This window comes from Sphingobacterium sp. UBA7631, from assembly GCF_002483935.1.
In the GTDB taxonomy this organism is placed as follows: Bacteria; Bacteroidota; Bacteroidia; order Sphingobacteriales; family Sphingobacteriaceae; genus Sphingobacterium; species Sphingobacterium multivorum.
On record NZ_DLIX01000010.1, the window covers coordinates 553301 to 567208 of the forward strand.

Consider the following 13908-nt stretch of genomic DNA (forward strand, 5'->3'; position numbering starts at 1 on the left):
ATTTCATTACTTTTGAATCATGATGGAAAATTCCAAGAAAAAAGCAGCAATCGGATTCATATTTATTACACTACTAATCGATATTACGGGTTGGGGAATCATTATTCCTGTCGTCCCAAAACTTATCGAGGAATTGATTCATAGCGATGTTAGTGAAGCGGCAAAATATGGCGGTTGGCTCGGCTTTGCCTATGCTTTCACGCAATTCATCTGTTCTCCCGTCGTTGGTAACCTCAGCGATAAATATGGCAGAAGGCCAATTATATTGATTTCACTTTTTGGCTTTGCGGTAGACTACATCTTTCTTGCCCTCGCACCAACTATAGGTTGGCTATTCTTAGGACGCGTTATCGCCGGATTGACAGGTGCTAGTTTTACAACGGCAAGTGCTTATATCGCCGATATATCTACGGATGAAGATCGGGCAAAGAACTTTGGCTTGATAGGCGCTGCATTTGGTCTAGGCTTTATCATCGGCCCAGTTATTGGCGGTCTGCTCGGTCACTATGGTGCCAGGGTTCCCTTTTATGCGGCCGCAGGACTGTGTATGCTAAACTTTCTATATGGCTATTTTATCTTACCTGAGAGCTTAGATAAAGAAAAACGTAGAGCTTTTGAATGGAAACGCGCAAATCCAATTGGATCCTTTAAGTTTCTTGGAAAACATCCAGAAATATCCGGATTAATCGTTGCCTTAATTTTAATATATATCGCAGGCCACGCAGTTCAAAGTAACTGGAACTTCTTCACCATGTATAAATTCGACTGGACAGAAAGAATGGTGGGTATCTCATTAGGTGTTATTGGATTATTGATTGGACTGGTTCAGGGTGTTTTAATTCGATGGACAACGCCCAAACTTGGTGAACAAAAAAGCATTTTCTATGGATTGACCCTGTATGCTATTGGACTACTGTTATTCTCGTTTGCAAGCGAAGGATGGATGATGTTTGTATTCCTTATCCCCTATTGCTTGGGTGGTATTTGTGGACCAGCTCTTCAATCGGTTATTACAAAAAATGTTCCTTCAAACGAACAGGGTGAACTTCAAGGTGCATTAACAAGCTTGATGAGTGCAACATCGATTATTGGTCCACCGATGATGACAAACCTATTTTATTATTTCACCCATGACCAAGCACCATTTAAATTTTCGGGTGCGCCGTTTTTCTTAGCATTTATCCTGATGACGATTAGTGTGATCATTGTCTATAATGCTTCTCGCAAAAAGAGAAATCAGCAAATAAATCTTTAAACCTGATTGATCAGTGCACAATATTTTCGCCTATCTTCATTTAAAACTCAACAGGCCTATGCATCTAAGAACTGCATAGGCCTGTTGAGTTTTACACTATTGATGTTAATCAAACTTCAATTCTTCAATTCATGGATCGAATTCTTCATTTCTGCCAACAATTCTCTCTTTAAATTTGCGGCCAAGGAAATACAATTCGAGATGATACATACAGCAAAAATAGCAGATCAAAGCAAAGAACCTCAGGTAAACTCAAAACCGGATCTACCTGTATTGACGAAGCCCCTTTTATGGCTTATTACCTTGACAACGGGAATTGTCGTCGGCAACAACTATTATAATCAGCCGCTTTTGGGATTGATGGCAAAAGACTTTCACGTTAGTGAAGCGGCAATTAGCATGATTGCTATGCTCACACAGATCGGTTTTGCAACTGGGCTACTGTTTATCGTCCCTTTGGGAGATATGATAAAAAGAAAGAAATTAATATTAACCATATTTCTGCTCATCATAGCATCCTTAATGACTATGGTTTTAGCACCTAACGTCGAGCTGCTTTATATCGCAAGCTTTATGGTTGGATTCAGCTCTGTTGTTCCTCAAATGCTGGTCCCCCTGACAGCCGAACTTGCTGCTCCGGAAAAACGCAATTCATCAATCGGAATGGTCATGAGTGGCTTACTATTGGGTATTCTGCTTTCCCGTGTCGCAGCTGGATTTATTGGCGATATCTGGGGATGGCAAGCAATCTATTATATAGCTATAGCATTAATGGTTTTATTCATGTTATTATTAGCTTTCGCACTACCTGATGTAAAACCGACATTTCAAGGTACTTATCTACAATTAATGCACTCCTTGGTCCATCTGACAAAAACTCAACGGGTATTACAGCTATCTGCACTCAGAGGGGCTTTAGGCTTTGCTGGATTCAGTGCTTTTTGGATTACATTAGTATTTCATTTACAGGAAGCTCCTTTCTACGCAGGTTCTGCTGTAGCGGGATCCTTCGGATTAATAGGGGCTGTTGGCGCGCTGGCAGCATCAGTGGTCGGCAGGATTGCAACGCGTGTTTCTACGTATACCATTATTCTTGGTTCCATATTTATCCTGCTATTGAGCTGGATTGTATTCTACATCGGAGGGAATAGCTATATCGGATTAATAACCGGTGTAATCTTAATCGACCTGGGTTTACAATCCATGCATATCAGCAATCAATCTGCTTTTTTTGCCTTAAATCTAGGGGCAACCAACCGACTAAATACAGTCTATATGTTTAGTTACTTTGCCGGTGGATCATTTGGTAGTTACTTGGCCTCCCTGGCTTGGAAATACTTTCAATGGAATGGCGTGGTATTGACCGGCTTTTGTTGTACACTACTGGTCCTCATCGTGCATGTCGGCTATGATAGACGACCAAAAAACTTTTCTTAGTCGTTGAGCACGACAATCCAAAGAAATGCAAGTTAACGGACAATCTTTTCTATTTTGATTTCCATACATGGCCTACATATTAAGGATATAAGCCATGTATGGAAATTTATTTCATTTATTCAAGTACGCCAAACTTGCCAGCTTGAAAATCTTCAAAGGCTTGGTAAATCTCCGCCTGTGTATTCATTACAAATGGGCCATAACTCACGATAGGTTCATCAATGGGTTCACCACTTAACACAAGTAAAACTGCATTCTTATTTGCCCTTATCGAAATCTCTTCACCATCATGACCAAATAAGACAAAGCTATGCTCCTTAGCAAGTTCACCGTTGACTACAACCTCGCCATTCACAACGAGCATCGCTGTATTATGATTTTGTGGAACCAAAAAGTTCGTTTCATGCTGTTCTTCCAATTTGATGTCAAATAGATTGACAGGGGTATAGGTGCTCGCTGGTCCAACCATATCCTGAAATTTCCCCGCGATGACATTGACTACCCCTGCCGCATCGGGCAACACGACTTTCCCCATCTGATCGGCAGTAATTGCCTGATAGTGCGCCGCTGTTGATTTATCTTTCGCTGGTAAATTAACCCAGAGCTGAACCATTTCAAATAATCCGCCTTTCTTTGAAAATTCCTCTTCATGGTACTCTTTATGCAATATGCCAGCGCCGGCAGTCATCCATTGTACATCACCCGGACGAATAACACCGCTATTCCCCGAACTGTCATGATGGGCTACACTACCTTTGTAGGCGATAGTCACGGTTTCAAATCCTTTATGCGGATGTACATCCACGCCTCTAATATGATCCGAAGGTCCAAAATCAAATGCTGCATTGAAATCCAGTAAAAGAAATGGACTCATCCTCTTTTGGGAAATCCCATTCCCTGGTATCATATTAAATACACGAAATCCATCTCCTACCATGCCAGGTTGAGCTGGACGTTGGAAAATTCTTTCAATTGATTTTTTCATGTTATAATCTCCTTTTTTATCGTTCTTGATGAATTTAAGTTGAAGCCTAAATGATCACTTCATTTTAAATTGCTATCTCAAAGGTACGACAAGAAGAAGTCTGCTTCCAACAACCTAGATTAAGGCGTAAACTTAACCTAGATTAAGTTTATAAGAAAGATACCGCTAAAACTAGGAATTCCCACATTTTCTGGATGCCACAGAAATGTGTAACTTAAATAAAAATCATAGACCAAGTATATTTATGCAGTTAAACAATACCACCGCATTAACAAAATTCTATCGTCACCTTTGGTCACGTCCAATGCTATTACTCCTGCTATTCATCTTTTCATACCTCGTAGTACATGCGCAAGCCAATAGTAAGGCTAAAGTGAAACCAAACTGGAATGAGATCCTTGAGGAACAACTATTTCCAGGCAAAAAGCTCCAAGATTCAACCTTCCATTTTCAGGGCAAATATGAAGAAAAATTTAACACAACAGCAGATCATGTTAAACTCCATGGGATCTTGTTTAAGGCAGACAAGAGCAAAGGACTAATTTTCTATTTGCATGGCAGTAATGGGGCGGTAGACACTTGGGGTAAAATTGCGAATATCTATACTGATAACGGCTATGATCTTTTTATGTTAGACTACCGAGGTTACGGAAAAAGTGAAGGTAAAGTAACCAATGAAGAACTACTTTATAGTGATCTGCAAATAGTCTATGATAACCTGAAACAACATTATCCGGAAGATCATATCATCATAATTGGTCAATCGATGGGTACAGCACTGGCTTCAACTATTGCTTCGCATAACGCCCCAAAAATACTTATTCTTCAGGCACCTTACTATAGTTTTGAAGATTGGACGCAACATATCGCTCCTGAGCTCGATACAAGCGGGCTCCCCTTTCATTTCGACAATGCTTCGGCATTACAAAAAGTAAAATGTAGAACGATCATCTTCCACGGAGACCAGGATAAAGCCGTCTATTTTGACTCTTCCATTAAACTGAGTAGATTCTTTAAAAAACAGGATAAATTGATTCGGTTGGCAAAGGAGGGACATAATGATTTTTCTAAAAATAAAGACTATCTGCATGCAATTGCCGATCTATTGCGATAGTGTTATTTTATCCCTAAAATACATCATGCCCCTGCAGCAATTTTATACATTAAATTCAGGATAAGGAAACCCTTTTCCTTTTTCACAGAAAAATTTTAAACTCCTGAAAAATAGCGCCCAATCAAAACTACAGGAAGCGAATTCCGCACTATAATTTGTCCAGCCATCATGGTGAAACAGCAGCATACATCCCTTTTGCTGAGGTTCAAGTTCAAAGGTCAGTGTCGTTCCAATCCATTCCTCAAATGCCTTGACACAGCGCCACTCGACCCTGGAATAAGGCTTCAGCGAAATAACTTCCATATTTTTAAAATAGCTGGGACCAAATCCAAAGCGCAGGATCGCACCAATCTCTGGCTTTGCCTTCGTATCTGGTGTCCACCAGCCTGCTAGTCCTTCCGCCGTTGTAAGCGCCTTGTAAACAGTCTCTACCGGAGTTTCAATTAACAATCTATGGTAGATACTTTTTGTCCCAGGATCATGTGGTATGCGATTCTCTTCCATAGCGTCCAGCGCTATTTCCTCCTTTGGAGTAGGCTGTCCCATCCCCGTTAAAATCAATTGTCTTAGGCTGTCCGCTATGTAATATGTCCAGGCATCATGACATACCTTGTAACATTCCATATCGGAATTAAGCCCCTGGTGGGTAAAATGTAATGTAGTTGTACCTGCGTCTTCTACAATATCGAATATAATGGAACTATTCGTCCATTCTCGTTCATCCTGGGTAAATTTAAAATAGTTTTCGAGCACCCGCCAGACTACTTTACGATCCGTTTCCATCGTTTCTATATTTATTCGACAACGATGTACATCCTGATAATGATATATAAACTCGTCATGCAAAGCGGTAGTTGGCCCGTCAATATTTTGAGACCACCATCCGCGGACATTATTGATTGCTTCAAATACGCGTTGAGCTCCTGCTTCAACGGTAATACTCATTTTAAAATCTTCCTTTTTCATCATTCTTCGTATTTTTAACCATTAACTCATACTTCTTATCTTCCTATACCTCAATCGAATCAAATATGTAAATCTGAACATCATCATCATGAGGTGCCAAGATTCTTCGGTCAACTTATATATTGCGATCATTTGTACCATCCTGTCGTATTAATTTAAATTTATAGATCAAATATAGTGGAGTTCAAAACACAAAAAGGGGTGTAAAATAGACATTCTCAGCGGTTGATTTAGACAAGTCGTTTCGGTATATTTGAATAGTATCAAATAAGCGTACTATCGTTTATTCAATCTTATAAACTTTCAACATGAAACACCTAACGATCTTAGTTCCAAACAGTCAGACAGGCCCTAATACCATATCGTGCATTATTGGAACATACCATGTATTCACCGAAGCGAACCGCTATTACGATCAACTGAACAGGGAGCCTATATTTATTATAGAATTAGCAGGAGTTTCTAAACAGAGTAACTTTGTCAATGGATTATTAACGGTCATGCCACAGAAAGATATCACTGCAATTCAAAAAACAGACCTCATTATTGTACCCGCTGTCATTTCCAATTTTACTGCAATAGAAGCTGGGAATAGCGTTCTTTCAGAATGGATATTACACCATCATGCCAAAGGAGCAAATGTTGCAAGCATGTGTACCGGTGCATATCTGCTCGCATCCACGGGACTTTTAGATAACAAAAGCTGCTCTATCCATTGGAAATCAGCAGCAAACTTCCATAAGCTCTTCCCCAAAGTCAACTTAAAAACAGAACAAATTATTACCGATGAGCAGGGAATCTATACCAATGGTGGCGGTTATTCCTTCCTCAACCTCCTCCTTTACCTGGTTGAAAAGTTTTACGACAGACAGACAGCGATTTATTGCTCCAAAATATTTCAAATTGATATTGCCAGACAAACGCAATCCGATTTTATGATCTTTAATGGTCAAAAGTCACATGGCGATGAAATGGTCATGCGTGCACAGGACTATCTCGAGAATAACTTCTCAGAAAAAATCTCCATGGAGAAGTTATCTGAAAAATTCACCGTCGGACGCCGGAATTTCGACCGTAGATTTATTAAAGCGACAGGTAATACACCTGTGGAATATCTTCAACGGATAAAAGTGGAATCGGCAAAAAAGGAATTGGAAAGCTCGCGGAAAACGGTAAATGAAGTAATGTACGCTATTGGGTATACTGACGTAAAGGCTTTCCGTGAAATATTCCGTCGGTTTACGGGACTATCCCCCCTTGAATATAAAAACAAGTACAATAAAACCGCAATAAAATAGAGGCTACATGAATTTTGATCCTATTCAGTTTTCCGATCTTCCCATAATTACAACGCTAAGTCCGGAAGGATGGGGCAATATCACGATCAAAATACAACACTATATAGAAAGCCCTTTTTGTTTTCCCATAAAACTCCTGGTCGATCAGAAAATTGTCGCCATAGGTACGACCATTATCCATAGTAACGTAGCCTGGTTGGGACATATTATCGTTGCTGCCGATGAAAGAGGAAAAGGCTATGGGAAACACATCACCCAAGAACTTATTCGTATAGCAAATAGCAAAAAATGCAAGAGCATCCAACTCATTGCAACGGATATGGGCGCACCAGTTTACACAAAACTCGGCTTTAAGGAATCTTCTTCCTATCTTTTCTTTGATGATATACAGATCACTCAGCTTGAAGAACCGGACCACAGCATACAGCACTATCAATCCCGTTATAGCGAGCAACTTTTGGCACTCGACCAGAAAACTGCTGCCGAAAATAGACGGTTCGAAATAGAACCACATTTCACGGCTGGCTTTGTCTATGTGGAGAACGAAACTGTCCGCGGCTATTATCTTCCCACTTTGGGAGAAGGTCTTATTGTCGCCAATAAACAATCCGCCGGAATGGCTTTGTTAAAACTCTATTTAAGGCAAAATTCCAAAATTGTACTACCTCAAGAGAATACAACCACAGTTTCCTTCCTATTGAACCAAGGAAATCCTATAAAACGCCGGGCCAAGCGCATGTACCTGGGGGAAAATATCGATGTTCAATTTAAGTCTATCTTCAATAGAATTGGTGGAAATATTGGTTAACATCAATTCTATTCGCTATTTTCTTAGGACCGACAACAAATTTCAAGACGACATGAAGGGTTATGAAAGTTGACCAACGGCATCCTCAAGAACTTCTTTGTTATCCATAGTCGGCTGCTTTTTGCTTCGTTGGATGTAACATAAAGAAATGACTATCCCTAATGCCGCCATTACCGCACCAACCAAAGCTGGAGAAGTGTAACCATAGCCTTGATTAATAGGCACACCACCTAAAAAAGCACCCAACGCATTCGCAATATTAAAACATGCAGGCCCCAGAGAAGCAACCAACATTTCAGCATCACTCTTTACCGAATTAAGCAATAATAGGGTTAACGAAGGTACAAGCGCAAAAGTAGTGACTCCGGTTAAAAAAGTCATCACCAAGGATATCCCAACGTTGTCGGACAGGCCATAAATAGCCAGCATACATAAAATCTGAACCACCAATACGGCTACGACCACCTTTGTTGGCGAAAAAGTATCCGTCAACTTCCCGCCGATCAAATTCCCCACAAACATACCCAATCCAGCCAACACCATAATATACGGCAGGTATTTATCAGCAATCCCAGACACTTCAGTCATCAGCGGAGCAATATAACTTATCCAGGCAAACAACGCCCCTGGGGCCACTGAAAATAATAAAACCATAAACCAGACATTCACATTGCGAAAAATGCCAAAGTCCTTCCAGGGATTATTTTTAGGTGCTGCTTTCATTTTAGGCATCCACAACTTTAAGGCTAACATAGTCAAAATACCGACGACAACAATCAATAAGAAAGTATAACGCCATGAAAAATGATGCCCAATATAGGTACCCAATGGAACCCCAAATAAATTGGCAACGGTCAATCCCGAATACATCGTCGCTACCGCCTGCGCTTCTTTCCCAGGATCGGCTAATCGACTAGCAATGACAGACCCTACACCGAAGAAAGCACCATGCGGCAATCCTGAAATAAATCGTGACACCAGCAAAAGACCGTAGTCTGGAGCAATCACAGATAACCCATTAAACAGGGTAAATAATCCCATGAGGGTAATCAGGGTTTTAAGGGGCGAGAACCGATTCATAGCAACTACCAATAGTGGAGCACCAATAACAACACCCAAAGCATAAGCGGTAATGAGATAACCAGCTTCCGGAATTGAAACTTGCAGGCTTTGGGCAACGTCCGGTAACATCCCCATCATACTAAATTCGGTAATACCTATCCCTAATCCCCCTAGTGCAAGTGCTAATAAACTCTTCTTCATATATAAGTAAAATTATCAATACTGCAAATTTCTATCAGAATAATAAAATAAACAAATCATTTAAATAGTAAAAGGTATCATTAAACTAATAGCATCATCTTTGTCTCAATGAAAACAGCTATATTAGCTTGTGGTAAAAACGATCGTCGCAACACATACAAACCTTAACCATGAAATTGCATCATTATATTCTTACATTCACCTTGTACGCATGTGTACCTTTTTGGGCATTGGCACAAAAAGAGCAGACAAAAAAGCATCCAAATATTGTATATATCATGAGTGATGACCATGGTTATCAAGCGATCAGCGCTTATGGTTACGGATTAAATGAAACACCCAATATTGACAGATTAGCAAAGGAAGGTGCCATTTTCACACGTGCGACCGTGACAAATTCATTATGTGCGCCCAGTCGGGCTGTACTTTTAACGGGAAAGCACAGTTATATGAATGGGAAAATTGATAATGAGGCAAAATTCGACTGGAATCAGGACAACTTTGCCAAGATTCTTCAAAAAAATGGGTACCAAACAGCATTAATTGGTAAAATCCACATGGATGGATTGCCACAGGGATTCAACTACTCCGCGGTACTTATCGACCAGGGCGAATATTATAATCCTAACTTCATTATCAATGGTGTGAAACAACAAATGCCAGGCTATGTATCGGATCTCACCACCGATATGACCTTAGATTGGATCGCTAAAAGAGATACTAGTAAACCATTCTGTGTGCTTTATCATCAAAAAGCGCCACACCGAGAATGGCTACCTGCTTTACGGCATATTCAACAATATACATCAAAAACCTATAAAGAACCGGACAATCTATTCGACACCTACGAAGGAAGAGGAACCGCCGCAAAAACCGCGGAAATGAATATCCTTAAACACATGAACTGGGCTGGTGACAATAAGATACCGCCTACGCTAATGGATGAATTGGGACTAAAAGAATATCTATCTTGGGATAAAGCTGCCTTTAATGGAAACTTAGGAAGAATGACCGCAGCACAACGTGCAACATGGGATTCAATATACAACCCAATTATGGCAGATTTTAAGATAAAATATCCCAGCATGTCCAAAGAAGACCTGATGCGCTGGCGATATCAACGCTATATGCAAGATTACCTGGGTACCGTTGCAGCGGTAGACGATGGTGTTGGACGCCTATTGGAATTTCTGAAAGATAATAGACTTGACGAAAATACCATTGTCATTTATACCTCAGACCAAGGATTCTATCTAGGTGAACATGGTTGGTTTGATAAACGTTTTATGTATGAGGAATCGCTTCGAACTCCCTTATTGATCCGCTATCCAGCAGAAATTAAAGCTGGCCAATCCTCAAAAGCACTTGTCCAGAATCTCGATTTTGCCCCAACAATCCTAGATTATGCAGGACTTGCAATCCCGAAAGATATGCAGGGAAAATCTTTTCGTGGCCTACTCAATGGAAAAGAAAAGCAATGGCGCGATGCCGTATATTACACCTATTATGAGTATCCTTCCATTCACATGGTAAAACGACATTATGGAATTCGTACCGAAAGGTACAAACTGATCCATTTCTATTATGACAAAGATGAGTGGGAATTATACGATCTAGAAAAAGATCCACAGGAAATGCAGAATGTATACCATGTACAAGGATACCACAACGTACGTGAAGAAATGCATCATAAACTGGACGAAGCGCGAGCCTACTATAAAGATTCCGATGAGAACGACAAAAAGTTTTTACCAAAGGTGAAACACTGATTTACTGGTGTATCAAGCCAGTAAATCAGTGTTGATAAAAATTTAAACAGGGTTGAGTTTGAAATAGCGTCTCAAAATACGTCTAACATCTCTGTTCTCGGCCTTGAAGACGATGGCTTCTCGCTTTTTCTTTTCGCTAGAAACACGCTTATTGCAGTAGCCAAATCCTTTATACCGACCGTCCAACAAGTAAACAAGGCCCTTTTCATTTGGATTACGCCCTAAAAATTCCAAAAATATTTCGCCCAGCGGAAGCTCCGAAGAGACGACAAATTCCTGCACTCTTCGATTATAGTCTTCTGGAAGCTCCTGCGCAATACAAGCCCCCTTGCAGGTCTTCAACATATACTGAAAACAATGTTTCGTATACGTCTGTAACTTGTTTATTTTTTGACACAGCTGATAAGCTTCCACGATATGAAATAATTGCTCCCGCCCCTCCTGGTAACTCGAAAAAGTCATTAACTCTTCACGTTCGGGATCAAGTGTCTCAACCTGCAAGACTTGATAACCTGACGGATTCACAGCCAGATAAAGGCCAAATCCATAGTAAGTTCGACGCTGCGCTCGATTGTAATAGGGTTGGTGTTTTTTGATCAGGTCAGATTCATACAATAACGCAAGTAATTCATGACCGGTCAGTTCAAATCCAACTCTGCAGGCTGCTCCTTGGATTTTACGTTCCTTAAAATCTGTACTTCTAAAATGCTGCAATAACCTATTTCTAATATCGATACTCTTGCCCACATAAATTAGCGCATCATGCTTATCATAAATATAATATACGCCGACTGCTGAAGGTACTCCTTCAAGCAATCCGGCAATTTGCTCTTTCGTCATTACATAAAAATCACGCCCAAATATACTAATATATTTAGTGTTTTAGATGATGGCTAATAAAAATAGGCATACACCCACCCTTCATTTCATCCAATGAAAAGGGCGGGTGCAACTTGATGCTAAATGTCAAAATTTCATTTTCTGAATTCTTATGGCATTCAATATCGCAATCAACGATACGCCAACATCGGCAAAGACTGCCTCCCACATCGTTGCCAATCCCCCAGCGCCAAGAATCAACACGATCCCCTTAACTATAAAGGCAAGGCCTATATTCTGATAAACGACTTTTTTCGTCTCTTTTCCAATGCGAATCGCCATTGGAATTTTCGAAGGTTTATCATCTTGTATCACGACATCTGCCGTCTCGATCGTCGCATCACTGCCCAGTCCCCCCATCGCTATTCCAACATCGCTCAGTGCGACAACCGGAGCATCATTAACGCCATCCCCCACAAAAGCAACAGATTCGTTTAGTCCCTTTATTTCCTTGACTTTATTCACTTTATCTTCCGGCAGCAGATCGCCATAGGCCTGATCTATTCCAAGTTCCTTGGCAACATAGGCGACAACAGTCGTCTTGTCCCCGCTCAGCATTGTGGCTTTTACACCGAGTTTATGCAGTAGCTGTATGGTAAGCGCAGCATCCGCTTTGATGCTATCAGCAATGGTCATGAATCCTACAAATTTACCATCCAAAGCGATCGCGATGGTCGTATATACGATACTATTGGGATCGATATCATAGACTACATTAAATTTGTCCAGCAATTTAAAGTTGCCCACCAGCAACACTTTGCCATCAGCCATAGCTTTTAGTCCATGTCCAGGGATTTCTTCTATGGTATTGAGATCGACAGACTCATCGATCGGACCGACATATTCTCTAATCGCTGTTGCAACTGGATGGCTACTGTGGCTCTCTATTTTATTGACGAGCTTTAAAATCCTTGCTTCGTCGTAACCGGCCTGTAGCTTAATTTCCTGCACTTTAAAAACGCCGGCAGTCATTGTTCCGGTTTTATCCATCACGACATGGCGGATAGCTGCCATCGCATCCAAAAAATTACTGCCTTTAAAAAGTATACCATTTCTACTTGCAGCACCAATTCCACCAAAATACCCCAAAGGAATTGAAATGACGAGTGCACAGGGGCAAGAGATCACTAAAAACACGAGGGCCCTATACAACCATTCGCTAAATACATATTGATCCACAAACAAGTAAGGCAGGAGACAAATTCCAATGGCCAAAAACACGACAATTGGGGTATAAATCTTAGCAAATTTGCGAATAAACAGCTCTGTGGGTGCTTTTTGAGCCGTTGCATTCTGTACGAGCTCGAGGATTTTGCTCAACTTGCTGTCCTGATATGCTGTTGTCACTTGAATTAGGCTCACGGTGTTCATATTAATCATTCCAGCCAGTACAACATCACCCTTCATCTTTGTATCTGGCTTGCTCTCGCCAGTCAGCGCAGCTGTATTAAATGCACCTTGCTCAGACAACAATTCACCATCAAGCCCAAGCTTTTCACCAGGTTTCAGCTGAATTATTGCTCCAATACCTGCATCGGCAGCTTTGATCACTTTGCTCTTTCCATTCTCCAAAATGGTCACCTCATCCGGACGCTGATCCAGTAGAGCCTTAATATTACTTTTAGCCCTACTTACCGCCAAGGTCTGAAACACCTCTCCTACGGCGTAAAACAACATTACCGCTACAGCCTCGGGGTATTCTTTGATCCCAAAAGCGCCTATGGTAGCAATACTCATTAACAAAAACTCCGAAAAGATTTCCCCTTTGGCTATACTCTTTAAAGCATCCCTGATAACAGGAAACCCAACCGGTAGATAAGCTAATATGTACCAGCCTGTACGGACCCAATCCTTAAACCAGGATTGTGCAATCCAATTATCCATGGCTATAGCAGCAATGAGTAAGATAAAAGAAATTAGCGCAGGTAGAAATAACTGCATCTGACTGGCCCCTGCCGTCGAGTGATCGTGACCGTCCTCATCATGGCTATGGTCATGACCTTGGCTGGAAGCCGGAGCTTTCCCAATAAGATCCTCAGCTCCAGCCTGATTATATATTTTTTCTGTCTGTGTACAACAAAGCTGCCTGCCTTGTGCATCATAACGATGTTTATGTTCCATCACTTGCTTTGAT

General features: G+C 40.9%; 11 protein-coding genes. 6 read left to right on the forward strand and 5 right to left on the reverse strand.

The features are described from left to right. Positions 1-19: 19 nt before the first annotated feature. Positions 20-1255, forward strand: coding sequence for a TCR/Tet family MFS transporter (locus B3P16_RS18825; RefSeq protein ID WP_336828676.1), 1236 nt, complete (start codon positions 20-22; stop codon positions 1253-1255). A gap of 201 nt (positions 1256-1456) precedes the next feature. After that, positions 1457-2692, forward strand: a complete 1236-nt coding sequence (locus B3P16_RS18830) for an MFS transporter (RefSeq protein WP_286843867.1) — start codon at positions 1457-1459, stop codon at positions 2690-2692. Between the two features lie 115 nt (positions 2693-2807). Here B3P16_RS18830 and B3P16_RS18835 read toward each other — a convergent pair whose 3' ends face one another. After that, positions 2808-3677 (reverse strand): pirin family protein, encoded by an 870-nt coding sequence (locus tag B3P16_RS18835; protein ID WP_070564311.1) that lies wholly within the window; start codon positions 3675-3677, stop codon positions 2808-2810. A gap of 244 nt (positions 3678-3921) precedes the next feature. On the opposite strand from B3P16_RS18835, the gene B3P16_RS18840 reads away from it, so the two are divergent. Then, complete coding sequence (locus tag B3P16_RS18840; RefSeq protein ID WP_286843868.1) at positions 3922-4791, forward strand: alpha/beta hydrolase; 870 nt, start codon at positions 3922-3924, stop codon at positions 4789-4791. Positions 4792-4833: 42 nt separating this feature from the next. On the opposite strand, the gene B3P16_RS18845 is transcribed toward B3P16_RS18840, so the two are convergent. After that, the gene (locus B3P16_RS18845) at positions 4834-5760 is read right to left on the reverse strand and encodes an SRPBCC family protein (protein ID WP_286843869.1); all 927 of its coding nucleotides are present in this window, start codon (positions 5758-5760) and stop codon (positions 4834-4836) included. A gap of 305 nt (positions 5761-6065) precedes the next feature. On the opposite strand from B3P16_RS18845, the gene B3P16_RS18850 reads away from it, so the two are divergent. Together B3P16_RS18850 and B3P16_RS18855 are read left to right on the forward strand one after the other, a co-directional pair. Further along, the gene (locus B3P16_RS18850) at positions 6066-7055 is read left to right on the forward strand and encodes a GlxA family transcriptional regulator (RefSeq protein WP_112374766.1); all 990 of its coding nucleotides are present in this window, start codon (positions 6066-6068) and stop codon (positions 7053-7055) included. Positions 7056-7062: 7 nt separating this feature from the next. Continuing rightward, positions 7063-7863 carry a GNAT family N-acetyltransferase gene (locus tag B3P16_RS18855; protein ID WP_286843870.1) on the forward strand — a complete coding sequence of 267 codons (801 nt, stop codon included), beginning with the start codon at positions 7063-7065 and terminating at the stop codon, positions 7861-7863. Positions 7864-7923: 60 nt separating this feature from the next. Here the strand turns inward: B3P16_RS18855 and B3P16_RS18860 are convergent, their stop codons facing one another. Beyond that, on the reverse strand, positions 7924-9126 hold the full coding sequence (locus B3P16_RS18860) for an MFS transporter (RefSeq protein WP_286843872.1): 1203 nt from the start codon (positions 9124-9126) through the stop codon (positions 7924-7926). A gap of 170 nt (positions 9127-9296) precedes the next feature. Between B3P16_RS18860 and B3P16_RS18865 the strand changes: the two genes are divergently transcribed. Beyond that, entirely contained in the window at positions 9297-10895 is a 1599-nt protein-coding gene (locus B3P16_RS18865) for a sulfatase family protein (protein WP_070564330.1), read from the forward strand. A 42-nt stretch (positions 10896-10937) separates the two neighbouring features. Here the strand turns inward: B3P16_RS18865 and B3P16_RS18870 are convergent, their stop codons facing one another. Continuing rightward, positions 10938-11735, reverse strand: a complete 798-nt coding sequence (locus B3P16_RS18870; RefSeq protein WP_070564333.1) for a GIY-YIG nuclease family protein — start codon at positions 11733-11735, stop codon at positions 10938-10940. A gap of 126 nt (positions 11736-11861) precedes the next feature. After that, positions 11862-13895 (reverse strand): heavy metal translocating P-type ATPase, encoded by a 2034-nt coding sequence (locus B3P16_RS18875; protein WP_286843873.1) that lies wholly within the window; start codon positions 13893-13895, stop codon positions 11862-11864. Between the last annotated feature and the right edge of the window lie 13 nt (positions 13896-13908).

Bases quoted from the DNA above. Each gene is read 5' to 3' on its own strand.
- B3P16_RS18825 (WP_336828676.1), top strand. From the start codon at position 20: ATGATGGAAAATTCCAAGAAAAAAGCAGCAATCGGATTCATATTTATT.
- B3P16_RS18855 (WP_286843870.1), top strand. From the start codon at position 7,063: ATGAATTTTGATCCTATTCAGTTTTCCGATCTTCCCATAATTACAACG.
- B3P16_RS18875 (WP_286843873.1), bottom strand. From the start codon at position 13,895: ATGGAACATAAACATCGTTATGATGCACAAGGCAGGCAGCTTTGTTGT.
- B3P16_RS18835 (WP_070564311.1), bottom strand. From the start codon at position 3,677: ATGAAAAAATCAATTGAAAGAATTTTCCAACGTCCAGCTCAACCTGGC.
- B3P16_RS18850 (WP_112374766.1), top strand. From the start codon at position 6,066: ATGAAACACCTAACGATCTTAGTTCCAAACAGTCAGACAGGCCCTAAT.
- B3P16_RS18845 (WP_286843869.1), bottom strand. From the start codon at position 5,760: ATGATGAAAAAGGAAGATTTTAAAATGAGTATTACCGTTGAAGCAGGA.
- B3P16_RS18870 (WP_070564333.1), bottom strand. From the start codon at position 11,735: ATGACGAAAGAGCAAATTGCCGGATTGCTTGAAGGAGTACCTTCAGCA.
- B3P16_RS18840 (WP_286843868.1), top strand. From the start codon at position 3,922: ATGCAGTTAAACAATACCACCGCATTAACAAAATTCTATCGTCACCTT.
- B3P16_RS18830 (WP_286843867.1), top strand. From the start codon at position 1,457: ATGATACATACAGCAAAAATAGCAGATCAAAGCAAAGAACCTCAGGTA.
- B3P16_RS18860 (WP_286843872.1), bottom strand. From the start codon at position 9,126: ATGAAGAAGAGTTTATTAGCACTTGCACTAGGGGGATTAGGGATAGGT.
- B3P16_RS18865 (WP_070564330.1), top strand. From the start codon at position 9,297: ATGAAATTGCATCATTATATTCTTACATTCACCTTGTACGCATGTGTA.